We start from the raw sequence: 18,473 nt of genomic DNA on the forward strand, positions 1-18,473 counted from the left end.
TCCGCCTCCGCTTAAGGAGAATTCGATGGTTCGCTCAAAGCTTACCCATCTGGCAGCAGGACTCGCCTTGCTGTGGACCTGTCTTGCTCTGCCGGCCCAAGCCGAGAGCGAGGTCGACCTCGCTCTCGTGATCGCCGTCGATATCTCTTTCTCCATGGACACGGATGAGCAGGCTCTGCAGCGGGAGGGCTTTGCACAAGCCTTCCGCTCTTCGCAGGTTCACGATGCCATCCGCAACGGCATGCTGGGCAAGATCGCAGTGACCTACATGGAATGGGCCGGATCACCGGATCAGAAGGTGATCGTGCCCTGGACGATCCTCGACAACCCCGAGAGCCTCATGGCCTTCGCGGACAAGATCGCCTCGACGCCGTTACGGCGTGCGCAGCGCACCTCGATTTCCGGCGCCATCGATTTCGGCGTGAAGCTGCTCGAAAACAGCGATGTTCTAGCCACACGGCAGGTGATCGACGTGTCGGGCGACGGCCCCAATAATCAGGGGCGTGGCGTGGTGCAGGCGCGTGATGAGGCACTCGCCAAGGGGATTACCATCAATGGGCTTCCGATCATGCTGCGCAAGCCCGGTTATCTCGACATCCCCGAACTCGATGTCTATTACAAGGATTGCGTGATCGGCGGCCAGGGGGCCTTCACGGTTCCCGTTCGAGAGCGCGACCAGTTCATTGAGGCTATAAAGACGAAGATCCTGCTTGAGATCGCCAACCTCATGCTCGAGCTGCCTCCCCTCATCAACCGCATTCAGAGCGCGTCTACCACGAACTGCCTAGCCGGCGAGATGCAGTGGCGTGACCGCTGGAGCAACTGAATTCTCATGAAGAAGCTGACTTTGGCGCTCGTGGCCCACGACGCCAAGAAAGATGACATGGCCGATTTCGTCGCCATGTTCGAGAACGACATTCGCCCCTTCACGCTCTTTGCCACCGGCACCACCGGCGGACGCGTGATGGAGCGCTGCCCTTCCCTTTCTGTCACGCGCCTGAAGAGTGGACCTCTCGGCGGCGACCAGCAGATCGGCGCGATGATCGCAGAAGGAAAGATCGACACCCTGTTCTTCTTCGTCGACCCGCTCTCGCCCCATCCGCACGACGTGGACGTAAAGGCGCTGATGCGTCTCGCGCTCGTCTACAACATCCCGATGGCGCTCAACCGAGCCACGGCGGAGCGGCTGATCGAGTCTTTTAGAGATTAAGTCCCTCGCGGCTTCGCGCGTCGTGTGGGCGGCGCGGTGAGTGGATCGTCCGGCCAGGGATGTTTTGGATACTGCCCGCGCATATCGGCACGCACCGCCGCCCATGAGCCGCGCCAGAAACCAGGCAGGTCGCGGGTGATCTGGATGGGGCGCTGCGCGGGCGAAAGAAGATGGAGGATCAGCGGCACGCGCCCCGCCGCGATGGTGGGATGCCTGTCGAGACCGAACAGTTCCTGCACGCGCACGGCGAGGACCGGCCCTTCTTCCGCGCCATAATCGATGGCGATCTGCGAGCCTGTCGGCACCTCGATATGAGTCGGCGCCTCGGCATCGAGGCGCCGCTGAAGGTTCCACGGCAGGAGGCTGCGCAATGCCTCGCTCAAGAGATCGGGGCCGATATCGTTGAGGTTCGTCTTGCCGGTGAGCTGCGGCGCGAGCCATTCCTCGGCCGTTTCGGTCAAAGCCTCATCCGAGAGATCCGGCCACTCCTCGCCTCCCGCCTTGCGCAGGAACATCACGCGCTCGCGCCACTGCGCCAGTGCTCTCGACCACGGCAGCGCATCGAGCCCTAAGGAGACGAGACCTTTGGCAAGGGCGCGTGCGGCTTCCTCCGTTGCCGGAACTTTCAGCGGACGTTCGTTGAACACGAGCGCACCGAGACGGCGCACGCCGCGCGCGCGAAGCGCCCTGGCTTGGCGATCAAAGGCCACCTCGTCGGTCTGCTTAATGTGATCGCCGAAAGCGGCCTCGATCTCGTCCATTGCAATCGGAGCGGCCGCGAGAATGCGCGCGGAGGCAGCGCCCCCTGCAATCTCGGCAATGGCGAGATAGGACTCCTTGGCCAAACGTTCATGCGCTTCGAGCGATGCACCACGGCCATTGGCCATGAGATATTCACCCGGCTTCCCGCGCGCTTTCGCAAGACGATCTGGATAAGCGAGCGTGAGCAGCGCGCCCAACGAACGCGGCGCGCCCTCGGCGGAGCCTGGCTGAGCCTTCGCCCAGCCGTCAGCCATGCGCCGCATGTCTTCCGCGCGGCGCGAACGATCGCGACGGAAGCGCTCAACACGCTCCGACAGATCAACCATATCGCCGCCAAGACCGCGCTCTACGAGAACGGCGGCGAGATCCGCCGCATCGCGCGCCTGCCCGCTCTCGCCCGCCATCAGCACCATGCGCGCCAAGCGCGGCGGCAGAGGCAGACCGCGCAAGCGCCGCCCCGTCTCCGTGATGCGGCCTTCGCCATCGAGAGCTTCGAGTTGTTGAAGAAGAGTGCGTGCCTCCTTCACCGCAGGAGCCGGTGGCGGATCGAGAAAAGCGAGCGTCGAGGGATCGGTAACACCCCACGCCGCGCAATCGAGAAGCAGCGGCGCGAGATCGGCAGCAAGGATTTCCGGCCGCACGAAGGGTTCGAGCGCCCCAGTCGCTGCCTCTTCCCACAAGCGGTAGCAGACGCCTGGCTCCGTTCGCCCCGCGCGACCACGGCGCTGATCCGCTGCGGCACTCGAGACGCGCACGGTTTCAAGCCGTGTGAGGCCGATATTCGGTTCATAGACCGGCACACGCGCGAGACCTGAATCGATCACCATGCGCACGCCTTCGATGGTAAGGGAGGTCTCAGCAATGGATGTGGCGAGCACCACCTTGCGACGCCCTGGCTTTGCAGGGCTTACGGCGAGGTCCTGCTCTCCACGATCAAGCGCGCCATAGAGCGGCGCGATATCGATGGCGGGATCGCTGATGCGCTCGCGCAGAAGCGTCTCGACGCGGCGGATTTCACCCTGCCCCGGCAGGAAGACGAGGACCGAGCCGCCCTCCGCGCGCAAGGCTCTCGTGACGGCCTCCGCCACCTGCTCCTCGATCCGTCGATTGGGATCGCGCCCGAGATAGCGCGTTTCGACCGGATAGGCGCGACCTTCGGATTCAATCATCGGCGCATCGCCTAACAGCCGTGCGACGCGTGCGCCATCGAGCGTTGCAGACATCACGAGCAGGCGCAGATCCTCGCGCAAACCGCCCTGTGCATCGAGCGCCAGGGCAAGGCCGAGATCGGCGTCGAGCGAACGCTCGTGGAACTCGTCGAAGAGCACGGCAGCGATGCCATCGAGGGTCGGATCGTCGAGGATCATGCGGGCGAAGACGCCCTCGGTCACCACCTCGATCCGCGTCTTGCGGCTGATCTTGGAGCCGAGGCGCACGCGAAGCCCCACCGTCTCGCCAACCTGCTCGCCCAGCGTTTGCGCCATGCGCTCGGCTGCGGCGCGCGCCGCGAGGCGACGGGGCTCCAGCACGATGACCTTATTCCCCTGCACCCAGGGCTCATCGAGCAGCACGAGTGGCACGCGCGTCGTCTTGCCTGCACCGGGCGGGGCAACCAGCACCGCATTGGCATGTGTGCATAGGCTCGCCGTAAGAGGGCCAAGAACCGCATCGATGGGAAGGGAGGTGTCAAAAGCGCGCATGCCGCCTGATGACTCAAGCCGGGTCCAAGAGCAAGCGGTCGTCAGACCGGGAAGCCATAACGCCGAAGCTCGGCGGCGAGATCGACCTGCTCGTCGGGATAATGGATCGCGTGCATACCGATAGTACCGGCCGCCTCGATATTGACCCGCGAGTCGTCGATGAACACGCAATCCTCTGCCTCAAGACCATAGCGGTCGAAGAGGAGGTAATAGATGGCCGGATCCGGCTTCAGGAGCCGCTCGTCGCCTGAGACGATGATGCCGTCAAAGTCCGCCAGGAACGGAAAGCGCTGCTTTGCCAGAATAAACTTCTGGCCCGAAAAGTTCGTGATGCAGTAGTTCGGCACTCCGGCTTCCCGCAGCTGCAAAAGCAGGGTTACATTCTGCTCGTAGGAACCTTCCACGGTCTCCGTCCAGCGCTCGTGGAAGGCGCGGATCGCACTCTCGTGCTTCGGATGATCCTTCACGAGAAGGGCCACGGCCTCGTCCCAATCCCGGCCACGATCCTGTTCCACGTTCCAGTCGTGGGTGCAGATATGGCTTAAGAACCACTCCATCTCCTCCTCGTCCTCGAAGATCTGACGATAGAGATGCCGTGGGTCCCAGCGCAGCAGGACATTGCCGATATCGAACACGACTTTGGTAGGTTGGCGAGCGCTCACAATTGCCCTCATGATTGATCGATAGGCCTTTATCCCTTCAGCCTCCGTAAGGCCATTCGTCAAATGGGCACTGCTGCCTGGAAGGGAATGAAACTCAATAACTTTTCTGATGAACCATTCCTGAAGCTCGGGCAGATTAACCCCATGACTTTTACGTTTTGCCCTCGCTTTAGCATGGGACGAGAGTTGATATGAACGGGTGGCGGCAATCTCGGACAAGCCTGAATTGACGCACGGCCATGCTTCTGGGGCTTACCTCCAGCACCTTCTCCACCCTCGTCAGCCAGTTCATGGCCACGCCTCTCGGGCGCAATGCAGTAATCCGCGAGGCGGGCGATACTCGTCTGCGGCTCATGTCTCACGCCACGCATCACTCTCAGCGTGGCGAGATCGAGATGATGCATGGATCCGAAGGAGCGGAGCAGTCAAAGCCGCGACACTGCCCTCATTGTTCCAGCTGGCGAGGCGAGTGCTGACAAGCGAGGAGACCCTCTCCCCGCCTATCACACATCACATGCTCCGTAACGCCGATCAGCCGCCAATATTGTAAGCCGCCAAAGCCGCCATGTTGACGATGTCGTTGTCGGTAGCACCCAGCGAGACGATCTGCACCGGCTTGTCGAGGCCCACCACCAGCGGACCCATAACCATGGCGCCGCCGAGCTCCTGCAACAGCTTCGTCGAGATCGATGCTGAGTGGAAGGCAGGCATGACCAACACGTTCGCCGGACCTGTGAGGCGGCAGAACGGATACTGCGCCATCAGATCGCGATTGAGCGCCACATCTGCCGACATCTCGCCGTCGTATTCGAAATCGACGCGCATACCATCGAGGATCTGCACGGCCTCCTGGATCTTCTCCGCGCGCTCAGCACGGGGATGACCAAAGGTGGAGAACGACAGAAGCGCCACGCGCGGCTCGTAGCCGAGACGACGGGCAACGCCTGCGGACTCAATGGAGATCTCAGCGATTTCCTGCGCGCTCGGCATTTCGTGAATGGCCGTATCCGCAACGAGAACCGTGCGGCCACGCGCAAGGCACAGCGAAACGCCGATGACGCGATGACCAGGCTTGGGATCGATCACGTGGAGCACGTCGGTCAGCGCCGTGGAATAGTTGCGGGTCGCACCCGTGACCATGGCATCCGCATCGCCCAGGGCCACCATGGAGGCGGCAAAGTGGTTGCGGTCCTGATTGATCATGCGCTGGCAATCGCGGAACAGATAGCCCTTGCGCTGCAGGCGCTCGTAGAGGAACTGCGCATAGGTGCTGTTGCGATGGGACAGCCGCGCATTGTGAATCTCGATGCCTTCGCGGCCCTCGAGATCGATGCCGGCCTGAGCCGCCGTCTCGAAAATCCGCTCCTCGCGCCCGACGAGGATGGCACGGCCAAGCCCCTGGTTGACGAAGGAGATCGCGGCGCGGATGACCTTCTCCTCCTCGCCCTCCGCGAACACCACGCGCTTGGGCATCTTGCGCACGCGCTCGAAGATTCGGTTGAGCGTGCCGGCCACAGGATCGCGGCGGGCGGAGAGGTGCGCCTTGTAAGCCTTCATGTCGACGATGGGACGGCGTGCGACGCCGGTATCCATCGCCGCCTGCGCCACAGCCATCGGGATGGTATGGATCAGGCGTGGATCGAACGGCACGGGAATGATGTATTCGCGGCCAAAGCGCGGACGTGCACCCTGATAGGCGGCCGCGACCTCGTCCGGCACGTCCTCGCGCGCGAGTTCCGCAATCGCCTGCGCGGCGGCGATCTTCATCTCCATGTTAATGGTGGTGGCCTGCACGTCGAGCGCACCACGGAAGATGTAAGGGAAGCCCAGAACGTTGTTGACCTGATTCGGATAATCCGAGCGGCCCGTGGCGATGATCACGTCATCACGAATGCGCGCCACCTCCTCCGGCGTGATTTCCGGATCGGGATTGGCCATGGCGAAGATGATCGGATTGGACGCCATGGAGCGGATCATCTCATCCGTGAACGCGCCCTTGGCGGAGAGGCCGAACACGGCATCGGCCCCCTTCAAGGCGTCGGCTAGGGTGCGCGCATCCGTGTCGGCGGCATGCGCGGACTTCCACTGGTTCATGCCCTCGGTACGTCCCTTGTAGATCACGCCCTTCGTGTCGCAGAGGATCACGTTGTTGGGCGCAAAGCCCATGGCCTTTAAAAGCTCGGTGCAGGCAATGCCCGCAGCGCCAGCGCCGTTCACCACGAGCTTAGTCTTGGCCATGTCGCGGCCCGTCAGGTGAAGTGCGTTGATGAGGCCTGCCGCCGCGATGATCGCGGTGCCGTGCTGGTCGTCATGGAAGACGGGGATATCCATGAGTTCCCGCAGGCGCTCTTCGATGATGAAGCATTCAGGCGCCTTGATGTCTTCGAGATTGATGCCGCCAAAGGACGGGCCGAGATAGCGCACGCAGTTGATGAAGGCATCCGCATCCTCCGTATCCACCTCGAGGTCGATGGAATCCACATCCGCGAAGCGCTTGAAGAGAACCGACTTGCCTTCCATCACGGGTTTGGAGGCCAAGGCGCCCAAGTTGCCGAGACCGAGGATCGCCGTGCCGTTCGAGATCACCGCCACCATGTTGGACCGGGTGGTGTAATCGAAGGCGAGCGACGGGTTTTCCGCAATGGCCAGCACTGGCACTGCGACGCCCGGCGAATAGGCGAGCGACAAGTCCCGCTGGGTCGCCATGGGCTTGGTCGGCACTACCTCGAGCTTGCCGGGCCTGCCTTGGGAATGGAACTGCAACGCTTCCTGGTCGGTGAAGGTGGGGCGTTTGCGGCGGGTCGAGGGCGTTTCGTCGGTCATGGAACTGTCGTGTTTTGGCCCAGAGGGGCGTTTCCGGAGGGGATGCGACCTTAAGGCCTAGGACACTCCGCCTCAAGACTTGTGCACACCCTCTCTTCAACGCCCATGATACGGGTGAAAGGGAAAGCGGGCTTTGCTACATAAGGCGGATGTCGTCTCAAGCTCTGTACCAAGCACCCGAGAACTCCGAACAGACCTCCCCTGCCGGCCTCAAAGCCGCCCAGGACAGCCGTGTCACGCCCATGATGGCGCAGTATATCGAGATCAAGGCCGCCAATCCGGACAGCTTGCTGTTCTACCGGATGGGAGATTTCTACGAACTGTTCTTCGAGGATGCGGAGATCGCGAGCCAGTCGCTCGGCATCGTGCTCACCAAGCGCGGCAAGCACCAAGGGCAGGACATTCCCATGTGCGGCGTGCCCGTAGACCGGGCGGACGATTATCTCCAACGGCTCATCGGCTTGGGCCACCGGGTGGCGGTCTGCGAGCAGACCGAGGACCCGGCAGAGGCGAAGAAGCGAGGCTCCAAATCCGTCGTGCGCCGCGACGTGGTGCGGCTTGTTACCCCTGGCACCATTACGGAAGAGCGCCTGTTGGAGCCGGGCCGTGCCAATTTTCTCCTCGCCATCGCCCGCCGCCGCGTCTCCGACACGCAATGGTGTTATGGACTTGCGGCCGTCGATATCTCGACGGGCCATTTCGTGGTCAGTGAGACGGATGCCTTAGGCTTACCGGCGGAGATCGCCCGTTTCGAGCCCCGCGAGATCCTGATGCCGGATGTCATCCATGACGACCCGCAACTTTCAAGTTTCTGGCGCGAGACGCGAGCCTCGATCACGCCTCTGTCCCGCGAAGGTCTCGACCCGGCCTCTGCCGAACGGCGGCTGAAGGAATATTTCGCCGTTGCGACGCTTGATGCCTTCGGCTCCTTCGGCCCTGCCGAGATCACGGCGGCGGGCAGCGTGCTGTTCTATATCGAGAAGACCCAGATCGACAGCCGCCCGGTTCTCAACCCACCCTCACGCGAGAACGCAGGCGCAGCACTAGCTATTGACGCGGCAACTCGCGCCAATCTCGAACTCACGCGCACGCTTTCCGGCGAGCGCGCCGGCAGCCTGCTGGCCACCATTGACTGCACCGTCACGCCGGGCGGTGCGCGCTGCCTTGCAGAGCGTCTGGCAGGCCCCCTCACCGATCCGGGTATGATCCGCGAGCGTCACGATGCCGTGGAATTCCTTGTGGACAACGCGGATCTGCGCGAGCGCCTGCGGCGCATCCTCAAACGCTCGCCCGATCTGGCGCGCGCCCTCTCCCGCCTGAGCCTCGGGCGCGGCGGACCGCGCGACTTGGCTTGCGTGCGCGACGGATTGTTCGCAGCGCGCGAACTCGGTCTTGAACTGGCCATCGCACCCAATCTGCCGAGGGAGCTCTCGGCAAATGCCCAAAAGCTTCAGTCCTTGCGCACGGATGTAGCCGACAAACTCGCGGCGGCACTTGCGGATGAACTACCTCTTCTGAAGCGCGATGGCGGTTTCATTCGTGCAGGCTACGACACCAATCTCGACGAGCTGCGTGAGCTGCAGCAGGATTCTCGCCGCTTCATTGCAGCCCTTCAATCGCGCTACGCCAATGACACAGGCTGTCGCACCTTACGCGTGAAACACAACCACATGATCGGCTACTTCGTGGAAGTACCGCAGAATGTGGGGGAGGATCTGCTCAAGGAGCCCTTCAAGGATACCTTCATCCATCGCCAGACTATGGCGGGCGCAATGCGCTTTTCGACGCAAGAGCTGGGCGAGCTTGAATCGAAGATCGCATCGGCTGCCGACCGCGCCTTGAAAATCGAGCTCGGCCTGTTCGATGCGGTGACGCAGGAACTGCTCGATTTGTCGAGCGATGTTGCCTCCGCCGCCGAAGCGATTGCGGTAATCGACGTGACGGCAGCACTCGCCGATCTCGCCGTTCGCCTCGACTGGACGCGGCCCATCGTCGACACGAGTCTTACCTTCACGGCGAAGGAGGGCCGCCATCCGGTTGTCGAGGCGGCCCTCAAGCGCGAAGGGACAGCCTTCATCGCCAACGATTCCGATCTGTCCGGGAAGGATGCGGGCCACATTCTGCTGATCACCGGCCCCAACATGGGCGGTAAATCGACCTATCTGCGCCAGAACGCACTGATTGTCGTGCTCGCGCAGATGGGCTCCTTTGTGCCGGCGAAAGAAGCGCATATTGGCGTCGTCGACCGTCTCTTCTCGCGTGTCGGTGCAGCCGACGATCTGGCGCGGGGCCGCTCGACCTTCATGGTCGAGATGGTGGAAACCGCTGCCATTCTCAATCAGGCGACCGCGCGCTCCCTTGTCATTCTCGACGAGATCGGACGCGGCACATCCACCTTCGACGGCCTGTCCATTGCCTGGGCCGCCATCGAACACCTGCACGAGTCCAATCGCTGCCGTGCGCTTTTCGCCACCCATTTCCACGAACTGACGGCTCTTGCCGAACGTCTGCCGCGGATCGCCAATGCCACGCTGAAAGTCACGGAGTGGCACGGCGAAGTGGTCTTCCTGCACGAGGTCGTTCCGGGCGCAGCCGACCGTTCCTACGGTTTGCAGGTCGCGCGTCTCGCAGGTCTTCCCACTGCTGTTGTCGACCGGGCCAAGACGATCCTGAACGAGTTGGAGAAGTCGGACCGGGAACATCCGAAGCGGGCGCTTGTCGACGACCTTCCGCTCTTCGCCGCTCAGGTACGTGCGGAACCGGTCAAAGCCCCCCAGAAGGATTCTTTGCGTGAAGCGCTCGATGCGCTTGATCCCGATCAGATGACCCCAAGAGAGGCGCTGGACGCACTCTATCGTCTCAAGGCTCAACGTTGAAGATTCAGGTCAGGAGCGCTTGGAGCTGCTGTCCTCGGCGCTCGTCACATCAAAAGGGATGAACGTCATCCGATCGGCGCTGGCAGTTTCCTGCTCCTGCTCGGCAGTGATATAGGCCAGCGCCTCCTTCACGCCACGCTCCGTATAGGGCTTGGCAATCACGCCGCGTGCACCGGCGAAATCCTCAGGAATGCGCTTGGCATTGGCTGTCATGAACAGCACGGTCACGTGATGCTGGTCGGAGAGTTTACGAGCCACGTCGATCCCGGTGAGACCGTCGGCCAGGTGAATATCGACGAAGGCGAGATCAGGTGAGAACTCGCAGCCCAGCGCAATGGCCTCCTCGGACGAGGCCGCAATCCCCACCACATCGTGCCCTGCATCCTGGAGCAGGCTTTCGAGCTCCAGCGCGATGAGGAACTCATCTTCGACGATGAGGATGCGCAAAGGCTTCACCTCACTCAACTCGTGTCTCCTCGGCATCCGCCCATGCGAGAAATCCAGCCGCTGTACCTGGCCTTCTCGCACGCCAAGTCAACAGCTCCAGCACCCGCCGAACTTGCAAATTCCACAAGAATTTTCTGAAGCGTCCCATCGTCATGGGGACGTGAGAAAGCTCAGTGCCATCGACTGCGATGGCATCGGTCCCCGCCATGATCGTCTTCCCACCCACGAAAGGATTATCCCCTTGAACCGGCTATCACCCGCTTTGCCGGAATAGTCGGACTCAACGTCATAAGTTCGGGAGGGTTCCGCGGCTCCCCCAAAAGGTTCTGAACAGCGTTAACCGATCAAAGAGAGAAACACTATCGCGTTTCACATGACCACGCTAAAGTTGCCCTGTTGCGGGAGGTTCAGCCTGATGGTCATGCGCGTTTCCACTGTTGCCTTCGAGGGAATCGAAGCGCGTGCGGTTGACGTGCAGGTGCAGATCTCTCCCGGCACGGTCGCCTTCATAATCGTCGGCCTTCCCGACAAGGCCGTAGCGGAATCCCGCGAGCGGGTGCGCTCGGCTCTCATCGCCTCAGGGCTCGCGCTCCCGGCCAAACGCGTCACCGTCAATTTGGCCCCTGCTGACCTGCCCAAAGAAGGTAGCCACTACGACCTTCCCATTGCGCTCGGCGTCATGGCCACCATCGGGGCGATCCCGGGTGATGCCCTCAACGGCTTTACAGTGTTAGGCGAGTTGGCGCTCGACGGCTCCATCACCTCCGTCGCGGGCGTGTTGCCGGCCGCCATGGCGGCCGTCGAGCGGCAACACGGGCTGATCTGCCCGGAAGCGTGCGGCTCCGAGGCCGCCTGGGCGAGCAGCGAGCTTGAAATCTTGGCCCCACGCTCCCTCATTCAGCTCGCCAATCATTTCAAGGGCACGCAGGTCATGAGCCGACCGGAGCCGGCGATCATGCCCGCCTCAAGCTCCTTGCCGGACTTGCGCGATATCAAGGGGCAGGAAAGCGCCAAGCGAACGCTGGAGATTGCAGCAGCTGGCGGTCACAATCTCTTAATGAGCGGTCCTCCCGGAGCAGGCAAGTCGATGCTGGCCCAGCGCCTGCCCTCCATCCTGCCGCCGCTCTCGCCCCGCGAGCTCCTGGAAGTTTCCATGATCCAATCGGTGGCAGGTCTCTTGGCAGATGGCGCGCTCTCGAACCGCCGGCCTTTTAGAGCCCCTCACCATTCCGCATCCATGGCCGCCCTCGTGGGCGGTGGCCTCAATGCCCGGCCCGGTGAGGCCTCGCTCGCCCATCACGGCGTCCTCTTCCTCGACGAGCTGCCCGAGTTCCAGCCGCAGGTGCTCGATTCGCTGCGCCAGCCCTTGGAGACGGGGGAGATCCTGATCGCGCGGGCTAATCACCGGGTGACCTATCCGGCGCGCTTCCAACTCGTTGCAGCGATGAATCCCTGCCGTTGCGGGCAGGCAACGGAGCCCGGCTATGTCTGCCGCCGTCAGCCGAACGAACGCTGTATCGCGCAATATCAGGCGCGGCTCTCAGGCCCGCTTCTCGATCGCATCGACCTGGCCATCGAAGTGCCAGCCGTAACAGCCACTGACCTGATCCTGCCGCCACCGGAAGAAGGCTCGGCCCAGGTTGCCCGCCGCGTGGCCGCGGCCCGGAAGCTGCAAGAGAAGCGCTACGCTGCCCTGAAAGAAAGAGGCATCACCACCAATGCAGCCTGTCCGCCGGCCCTTCTGGAAGAGGTGGCCCAACCCGATTCGGAGGGATTGTCGCTCATCCGCGATGCCGCCAATGCCATGCGTCTCTCCGCACGGGGCTTCCACCGGGTTCTGAAAGTGGGCCGGACACTTGCCGATCTCGATGGGGAAGAGCGTGTGCGGCGCATCCATGTAGCCGAGGCGCTCTCCTATCGCGCCCACACGGATCGCCGCTCGGCGGCATGAAAACTTAGCCGCCGAATCTTGTGAAATCACCCGGCAACTGCGATATATTTTGTCACAAAACAGTTTGAAATGACGGCTATGTCACGGCGAAAGACCGGCACATCCACCAGCAGCCCGGCCCGCGAGACCAAGATGACTTCCTCCCCGCTGAATGGAACCGCCTCTCCCGTGAAGCCTTCGCTGATCCCTGCCTTGAAGGGATTTGGCAAGAAGATGGGACGGACAGTGCGCGATTACGGCGGCCTCGATCCCGTTCTCGGACGTATCGGCTCCCTGGAAGTGCGCCTTGCAACGACAGCTCCGGAAATCCGGCGAGCACAGAAGCTGCGCTTCAAAGTCTTCTACGAGGAAATGTCTGCCATACCGCAGGGGGCCGCCGTACTCTCGCGCCGCGATGTCGACGAGTACGATTGGATCTGCGATCATCTTCTTGTTCTCGACCATGCTGCAAAGGCCGGGCCTCTGCGTAGCGCGAAGCCGAAGGTGGTGGGCACCTATCGCCTGCTGCGCCAGGATATCGCGGAGCGCAACCAGGGTTTCTACACCCGTGGCGAATACGACATCGCACCTCTGCTGAAGGCACATTCCTCCTTGCGCTTCCTCGAACTCGGCCGCTCCTGCGTGCTCGAACCCTATCGCAACAAGCGCACGGTCGAGCTGCTGTGGCACGGCATCTGGACTTACGTTCTGCATTACAAGATCGACGTGATGATCGGGTGCGCGAGCCTTGAGGGCACGAATCCGGAAGATCTCGCGCTACCTCTGAGCTTCCTGCATCATTACGCCGCCGCCCCCGCCGAATGGCAGGTCGGCGCGCTGCCGGAGCGCTTCACACGCATGGATATTCTGCCGAAGGAAACCGTTGACCCGAAGGCCGCGCTGCATGCACTGCCGCCGCTGATCAAGGGCTATCTGCGTCTTGGGGCAACATTCGGTACGGGCGCGGTGATCGACAAGCAGTTCGGCACGACAGATGTTCTCGTCGTCCTGCCCGTCTCCGCCATCAATCCACGCTACATCGACCATTTCGGCCCGACGGCGAACCGTCATGCCGCGTGAGTCTCTTCCTTCACCGAGAGTACGCGCTTCCATTCCCCGCGTACATCGGCATCACTCTCATGCTTGAAGCGCTCTGAACCGAGAGACACGATAGCCTCGTGCGGAAGCAATCGGCCAATGGCCCAAACCGCCATGGCGCGCACAAGCGGCGATGGATCGTCGAGAAGCCGTATGGCTTCATCCGCCAGAGCAGCCTCGCCGGAATTGCCGATGGCGATCAGCACATTGCGGATGAAGCGATCACGTCCCGTGCGCTTGATCGGGGTCCCTGAAAAGCGCATGCGGAAGCTCGGATCATCGAGACGTGCAAGCTCGGAAAGCGGGAGAGCCGCGAGATCGTCGCGCTGCATCAGCTTCACCTCGCGGCTTGCTTGCGCGAACTTGTTCCAGGGGCAGACGGCAAGGCAATCGTCGCAGCCGAAGATCCGGTTTCCGATGCCGGAGCGCAGTTCCTCCGGAATGTGGCCCCTATGCTCGATGGTCAGATATGAAATGCAGCGTCGCGCATCGAGCTGGAACGGTGCGGGAAACGCATTGGTCGGGCAGATGTCGAGGCAGCGGCGGCACGAGCCGCAGTGGTTGCGCTCCGGTTCGTCGACAGGCAGTTCCGCCGTGGTGAAGATAGCGCCTAAGAAAAGCCAGTTGCCGAACTCACGTGAGACGATGACCGTATGCTTGCCCTGGAAGCCGAGGCCTGCTGCTTCCGCCAGAGGCTTCTCCATCACGGGCGCCGTATCGACGAATACCTTCACATCGGATGAAGCCTTGGCGGCGAGAAAGCCTGCGACTTCCTTCAGCTTGCCTTTGATCACATCGTGATAGTCACGATTGCGGGCATAGATCGAGATCGAGCCGCAATCCTTATGCGAAAGCGCGGCCAGCGGATCGCTCGTGGGACCATAGTTGACGCCGAGCAGAATGATGCTGCGCACCTCGGGCCAGAGCGTGCGCGGATCGGCGCGGCGCTCGGCCGTGTCCACCATCCAGTCCATGGAACCGTGATGTCCTGCCTCCAGCCACGCTTTCAAGCGCTCCGGCGCGAATGGAATGGAATCCGGCGCCGCGATGCGGATCATGTCGAAGCCGATCTGCTTGGCGCGCTCCACGAAAGCGCGCTTCAGAGCCTCACCGTTAGTTTTCACGCTTGCCGCATGATCCGGGCGAACAAGGGGTTCCCCTTTGTTCTGATCGTGCTCTAGAAATCCAGATTGTCGTAATGGTCCGCCGGCGCCATGCCCGGCACCCGGTCTGCCAGGAGCGCGCGAAACGACGGCCGGGATTTCACCCGGGCGTACCAATGCTTCGCCGTTTCGTCCTCTTCCCATGGCACGTCGCCGAGATAATCCACTACCGAGAGATGGGCAGCCGCCGCCAGATCCGCATAGGTCATCTGGTCGCCGGCCAGCCAATTCCGCTTGGAAATCAGAAAACCGATATATTTCAAGTGATATCGCACATTGGCCCGCGCAGCGCGAATCGCGCTCATGTCGGGCGGACCGCCGCCCAGTTCGATGGGCATGAACCGCTTGTAGATCTTTTCTGTGGCCAGGTAGTCCGAAACCTCTTCGTGGAACTTGCCCAGGAACCAATCGAGCAGGCGTCGGACCTCGACCCGCTGCGCCAGACCCTGCGGCAAAAGCCTGCGGTCCTTCAGGGCATCTCCCTTCACATCGTCCAGGTAATCCGCAATTCCCCGCGCCCCTGGAACGGCCAAGCCGTTATCATCCACCAGCAACGGGAGAGTTCCGGCCGGGTTGACCTCCAGGAGGGGGATGCGCCGATCCCACGGCTTCTCCTCGACGAGATCCGGCTCAAGATTCGTCTCCGCCAGGATCAGGCGCGCGAACCGCGAATGCGGGCAAAAGGGATAGGAATGCAGGGTGGCCATGAAAAAGTGTCAGACGCGAAACAAGCGGCGAGAATAAGGCCTTGCCTCGTTAACGGGCGGTAAGGAATTTTGGTGAATCTCATGCCCCGGACGCATACAGACGGCCTTGCGGTTGCAATGCTTTCTTGACACGTGCGGGAGCGCCCCTGCATCTGGCGCCGGCTTAAGGATTTTCAACGATGGCAAACATCATCGAGGCGCTCTTTCTCGGCCTCATCGAAGGGCTGACCGAGTTCCTGCCGGTCTCCTCCACCGGCCACCTCCTGCTCGTGGGGCATTTCTTAGGATTCGAATCCACGGGCAAGACCTTCGAGGTCCTGATCCAGCTGGGCGCGATTCTTGCAATCCTCTCCGTCTATTTCAACAAGCTCTGGACCATCGCCAAGGCCCTGCCGTACGATCCGGATGCCAGACGCTTCGTCATCGGCGTCGTAGTGGCCTTCCTGCCTGCGGCCCTCATCGGCGCTGTGCTGCACGGCTTCATCAAGGAAGTGCTCTTCAACCCCTGGATCGTGTGCATGACCCTGATCGCGGGCGGCTTCGTGCTGCTCCTGGTCGATCGGATGCCGTTTGAGGCCACCCAGGACGATGCGACCCGCTTCCCCCTTTCCATGTACCTGAAGATCGGTTTGCTCCAGTGCTTGGCGATGATCCCCGGCGTATCGCGTTCGGGCGCCACCATCGTGGGCGCCATGCTGATGGGCGCCTCGAAGCGGGCGGCGGCGGAGTTCTCCTTTTTCCTCGCCCTGCCCACCATGGCGGGCGCTTTCACCTACGATCTCCTGAAGAACTACAAGATCCTGTCGGCAGATGACGCCGTCATCATCGTGGCCGGATTCATCGCGGCCTTTATCGCCGCCGTGGTGGTGGTGAGAACGCTGCTCGCCTACGTTTCCCGCCACGGATTTACGCCCTTTGCCTATTGGCGGATCATCGTCGGCGCAGTAGGCCTCGCCGGCCTCATCGCCTTCGGGTGAGCCATGCTGGAGCGTACCGAATGTTTTGCGGTTGTGCTGGCGGTTGTCGTGGCTCTCGTGACCGTGGCTTTCGCCGTCGTCGCGGGAGCCTCCGTGCCTCTTCAGGCGGGAGGACAAACGATACAGGAGCCCACCTGCCCCGAATGGACCGACGGCTGCATCGTGTGTGCCCGCACCCCGCAAGGGTTGGCCTGCTCGACGCCCGGCATCGCCTGCGTGCGCCAAACGCCGCGCTGCCTCAAGCCCTGAAGCCTACGGGATCGTCTTGTCCGGATAGCGGCAGAGGTCGTTGACCGGGCAGCGCCAGCATTCGGGCCTGCGCGCCTTGCAGATGTAGCGTCCATGCAGGATCAGCCAGTGATGGGCGTGGAGCAGATATTCCTTGGGGATCAGCTTCTCCAGCGCGACCTGCGTCTCGAGTGGCGTCTTGGTGACCACGAGCGGCAGGCGGTTGGCGACACGGAAGATATGCGTGTCGACGGCAATGCGCGGATCGCCATAGGCGATATTGACCACCACGCTCGCGGTCTTGCGGCCCACGCCCGGCAGGGTCTCCAGGATCTCGACGGAATTCGGTACCTCGCCGCCGAATTCCTCGACGAGGCGCTTCGACATCGCAATGACGTTCTTCGCCTTCGTGTTGAAGAAGTTCAGCGTCCTGATGTGCTGACGAAGCCCCTCCTCGCCGAGGGTCAGCATCTTCTGCGGCGCGTCGGCAACGCGAAACAGCTCTTTCGTCGCCTTGTTGACGCCGACATCCGTCGCCTGAGCCGAAAGCGCCACGGCAACGAGCAGTGTATAGGGATTGGTATAATCGAGCTCGCCCTTCGGCTCCGGGTTCGCCTCCTTGAGGCGCCGGAAGATCTCGATCATGGTGGCCCTGTCGACAGGCTTAGGGCTCCGCAGGCGGACAGCTTTGGCTACGGCCTTGGCTGGAACGGCAGGGCTTGATTTCGACTTCGTTGTGCGGCGGGGTGACGGCTTCAGATCGGACATTCCCGCGTTATATCTGGACCATGGCAGGCAGCAAGGCGACATTTGATGACGAAGCCGACCGGTTCGAGAAGCCGGTGTTCTCGGCCGTCATTCGCCCGCACCGGTCCTTGAGCCCTCAAGGGTTCAAGACCATGATGGTGCTGGTGTGCCTGACCTCCGTCATCGCCGGCCTGCCCTTCGTGATCATGGGCTTCTGGCCCGTCGCGGGCTTCTTCGGCCTCGATTTCCTGGGCCTCTACATCGCATTCCGCCTCAGCTACCGCCAAGCCCAGGCCTTCGAGCTTCTGGAACTCACCCCGATCCGCCTGCTCCTCCGCAAAGTCAGCGAGCGGGGCGAGACGCACGAATGGCAATTCAATCCGCTCTGGACCCGCCTCGACCGGGAGGTGGATGAAGAATTCGGCCTCCAGATGCTGGCGCTCACATCCCGCAACGAGCACGTGGTGATCGCCCGCGACCTCTCTCCGGAGGAGCGGGAGACCTTGGCCGACGCCTTCGGTCGTGCGCTGTCGAACGTGAAGCGGGGTTATTGAGGCTTCGACCTCAGGAGCATTGAATCCTATAACGATGTAGCAGTAATCATCGGGCGAAAGGAGTTCCCGATGAAGCGTCTGCTCTCGATCTTGGTTCTCGGCATAGCTGCCGGCTTGTCAGGCTGTGTAACGGCTTCTGATCCACGCGCGAACTTGAAGGCGCTTTTTCATGATCAGGTTAAAGCTTGCTACAAGCTGCCCGCAGAAGGCGTTGGGCCAGAATCCGTAGTTGTGGATGTGCATTTGAAGCCGGATGGAACTTTGGAAAGGCCCCCTGAGATCAAACAAGGTTCTGTGAACTCTCCTGTGGCCCAAGCAGCGTTGCGTGCCGTGAAGGAATGCACTCCCTTCCGAGTTCCTGCTGAGATCGCCCCTCGTTACGAGGAATGGAGAGTGATGCACATCACGTTCCGCACCGACTAAGGCGGATGTCGTCGGCCCTGCCCTGCTCGCCACGCATGAGGCCGAATTGAACGAGATTGTCAAAGAGCAGCGGGCAAGCGTTATCGGCCTCGGGGCTTGAGGGCCTGCGAGGGGAGCATCCGGCGAGGGAGGCGCGGGACGCATTCGGCTTCGCAGGCCCCGGCGG

At 62.1% G+C, this 18,473-nt stretch carries 17 protein-coding genes; 9 read left to right on the forward strand and 8 right to left on the reverse strand.

Going from position 1 to position 18,473, the window contains the following annotated elements:
- Positions 1-25: 25 nt before the first annotated feature.
- Complete coding sequence (locus tag AA309_RS04135) at positions 26-826, forward strand: DUF1194 domain-containing protein (RefSeq protein ID WP_047187717.1); 801 nt, start codon at positions 26-28, stop codon at positions 824-826.
- A gap of 6 nt (positions 827-832) precedes the next feature.
- Positions 833-1,210 carry a methylglyoxal synthase gene (locus AA309_RS04140; protein ID WP_047187718.1) on the forward strand — a complete coding sequence of 126 codons (378 nt, stop codon included), beginning with the start codon at positions 833-835 and terminating at the stop codon, positions 1,208-1,210.
- Here AA309_RS04140 and hrpB read toward each other — a convergent pair.
- The 3 genes from hrpB to AA309_RS04155 all read right to left on the reverse strand — a co-directional run bounded on the left by hrpB (position 1,207) and on the right by AA309_RS04155 (position 7,157).
- Positions 1,207-3,672 (reverse strand): ATP-dependent helicase HrpB, encoded by a 2,466-nt coding sequence (gene hrpB / locus AA309_RS04145; protein ID WP_047187719.1) that lies wholly within the window; start codon positions 3,670-3,672, stop codon positions 1,207-1,209. The two genes, AA309_RS04140 and hrpB, sit on opposite strands and share 4 nt — an antisense overlap.
- Positions 3,673-3,713: 41 nt before the next feature.
- Positions 3,714-4,334 (reverse strand): HAD family hydrolase, encoded by a 621-nt coding sequence (locus AA309_RS04150; protein ID WP_047187720.1) that lies wholly within the window; start codon positions 4,332-4,334, stop codon positions 3,714-3,716.
- 531 nt (positions 4,335-4,865) lie between these two features.
- Positions 4,866-7,157 carry an NADP-dependent malic enzyme gene (locus AA309_RS04155; RefSeq protein WP_047187721.1) on the reverse strand — a complete coding sequence of 764 codons (2,292 nt, stop codon included), beginning with the start codon at positions 7,155-7,157 and terminating at the stop codon, positions 4,866-4,868.
- 149 nt (positions 7,158-7,306) lie between these two features.
- Between AA309_RS04155 and mutS the strand changes: the two genes are divergently transcribed.
- Positions 7,307-10,033 carry a DNA mismatch repair protein MutS gene (gene mutS, locus AA309_RS04160; RefSeq protein ID WP_047187722.1) on the forward strand — a complete coding sequence of 909 codons (2,727 nt, stop codon included), beginning with the start codon at positions 7,307-7,309 and terminating at the stop codon, positions 10,031-10,033.
- A 9-nt stretch (positions 10,034-10,042) separates the two neighbouring features.
- Here mutS and AA309_RS04165 read toward each other — a convergent pair whose 3' ends face one another.
- Entirely contained in the window at positions 10,043-10,498 is a 456-nt protein-coding gene (locus AA309_RS04165; protein ID WP_047187723.1) for a response regulator, read from the reverse strand.
- Positions 10,499-10,895: 397 nt separating this feature from the next.
- On the opposite strand from AA309_RS04165, the gene AA309_RS04175 reads away from it, so the two are divergent.
- Together AA309_RS04175 and olsB are read left to right on the forward strand one after the other, a co-directional pair.
- Positions 10,896-12,431 carry a YifB family Mg chelatase-like AAA ATPase gene (locus tag AA309_RS04175; protein WP_047187725.1) on the forward strand — a complete coding sequence of 512 codons (1,536 nt, stop codon included), beginning with the start codon at positions 10,896-10,898 and terminating at the stop codon, positions 12,429-12,431.
- A 213-nt stretch (positions 12,432-12,644) separates the two neighbouring features.
- A complete protein-coding gene (gene olsB, locus AA309_RS04180; RefSeq protein ID WP_280136876.1) occupies positions 12,645-13,490 on the forward strand; it encodes a l-ornithine N(alpha)-acyltransferase in 846 nt (281 codons plus the stop codon).
- Here olsB and queG read toward each other — a convergent pair.
- Entirely contained in the window at positions 13,478-14,632 is a 1,155-nt protein-coding gene (queG, locus tag AA309_RS04185; protein ID WP_047187726.1) for a tRNA epoxyqueuosine(34) reductase QueG, read from the reverse strand. The two genes, olsB and queG, sit on opposite strands and share 13 nt — an antisense overlap.
- 53 nt (positions 14,633-14,685) lie before the next feature.
- Positions 14,686-15,378: a glutathione S-transferase family protein gene (locus AA309_RS04190; protein ID WP_047187727.1), complete on the reverse strand. Its 693-nt coding sequence runs from the start codon at positions 15,376-15,378 to the stop codon at positions 14,686-14,688.
- A 179-nt stretch (positions 15,379-15,557) separates the two neighbouring features.
- On the opposite strand from AA309_RS04190, the gene AA309_RS04195 reads away from it, so the two are divergent.
- Complete coding sequence (locus tag AA309_RS04195) at positions 15,558-16,355, forward strand: undecaprenyl-diphosphate phosphatase (RefSeq protein WP_047187728.1); 798 nt, start codon at positions 15,558-15,560, stop codon at positions 16,353-16,355.
- A 3-nt stretch (positions 16,356-16,358) separates the two neighbouring features.
- Entirely contained in the window at positions 16,359-16,604 is a 246-nt protein-coding gene (locus AA309_RS04200) for a hypothetical protein (protein ID WP_047187729.1), read from the forward strand.
- A gap of 3 nt (positions 16,605-16,607) precedes the next feature.
- Here the strand turns inward: AA309_RS04200 and nth are convergent, their stop codons facing one another.
- Complete coding sequence (nth, locus tag AA309_RS04205) at positions 16,608-17,351, reverse strand: endonuclease III (protein WP_047187730.1); 744 nt, start codon at positions 17,349-17,351, stop codon at positions 16,608-16,610.
- On the opposite strand from nth, the gene AA309_RS04210 reads away from it, so the two are divergent.
- Both AA309_RS04210 and AA309_RS04215 read left to right on the forward strand, forming a co-directional pair.
- Positions 17,330-17,884, forward strand: a complete 555-nt coding sequence (locus AA309_RS04210; RefSeq protein WP_342027928.1) for a DUF2244 domain-containing protein — start codon at positions 17,330-17,332, stop codon at positions 17,882-17,884. The two genes, nth and AA309_RS04210, sit on opposite strands and share 22 nt — an antisense overlap.
- Positions 17,885-17,953: 69 nt before the next feature.
- Positions 17,954-18,307 (forward strand): cell envelope integrity TolA family protein, encoded by a 354-nt coding sequence (locus tag AA309_RS04215; RefSeq protein ID WP_047187732.1) that lies wholly within the window; start codon positions 17,954-17,956, stop codon positions 18,305-18,307.
- Here the strand turns inward: AA309_RS04215 and AA309_RS36080 are convergent.
- A partial coding sequence (locus AA309_RS36080; protein ID WP_210166507.1) for a hypothetical protein occupies positions 18,288-18,473 on the reverse strand: 186 nt, incomplete at its 5' end. The genes AA309_RS04215 and AA309_RS36080 overlap by 20 nt on opposite strands.

It is taken from the genome of Microvirga vignae, assembly GCF_001017175.1.
Lineage (GTDB): Bacteria > Pseudomonadota > Alphaproteobacteria > Rhizobiales > Beijerinckiaceae > Microvirga > Microvirga vignae.

What these genes read in the sequence shown, in the direction of transcription:
- nth (WP_047187730.1), bottom strand. Translation starts at nt 17,351, where the DNA reads ATGTCCGATCTGAAGCCGTCACCCCGCCGCACAACGAAGTCGAAATCA.
- AA309_RS04195 (WP_047187728.1), top strand. Translation starts at nt 15,558, where the DNA reads ATGGCAAACATCATCGAGGCGCTCTTTCTCGGCCTCATCGAAGGGCTG.
- AA309_RS04140 (WP_047187718.1), top strand. Translation starts at nt 833, where the DNA reads ATGAAGAAGCTGACTTTGGCGCTCGTGGCCCACGACGCCAAGAAAGAT.
- hrpB (WP_047187719.1), bottom strand. Translation starts at nt 3,672, where the DNA reads ATGCGCGCTTTTGACACCTCCCTTCCCATCGATGCGGTTCTTGGCCCT.
- AA309_RS04190 (WP_047187727.1), bottom strand. Translation starts at nt 15,378, where the DNA reads ATGGCCACCCTGCATTCCTATCCCTTTTGCCCGCATTCGCGGTTCGCG.
- AA309_RS04175 (WP_047187725.1), top strand. Translation starts at nt 10,896, where the DNA reads ATGGTCATGCGCGTTTCCACTGTTGCCTTCGAGGGAATCGAAGCGCGT.
- AA309_RS04200 (WP_047187729.1), top strand. Translation starts at nt 16,359, where the DNA reads ATGCTGGAGCGTACCGAATGTTTTGCGGTTGTGCTGGCGGTTGTCGTG.
- olsB (WP_280136876.1), top strand. Translation starts at nt 12,645, where the DNA reads ATGGGACGGACAGTGCGCGATTACGGCGGCCTCGATCCCGTTCTCGGA.
- AA309_RS04215 (WP_047187732.1), top strand. Translation starts at nt 17,954, where the DNA reads ATGAAGCGTCTGCTCTCGATCTTGGTTCTCGGCATAGCTGCCGGCTTG.
- mutS (WP_047187722.1), top strand. Translation starts at nt 7,307, where the DNA reads ATGTCGTCTCAAGCTCTGTACCAAGCACCCGAGAACTCCGAACAGACC.
- AA309_RS04155 (WP_047187721.1), bottom strand. Translation starts at nt 7,157, where the DNA reads ATGACCGACGAAACGCCCTCGACCCGCCGCAAACGCCCCACCTTCACC.
- AA309_RS04135 (WP_047187717.1), top strand. Translation starts at nt 26, where the DNA reads ATGGTTCGCTCAAAGCTTACCCATCTGGCAGCAGGACTCGCCTTGCTG.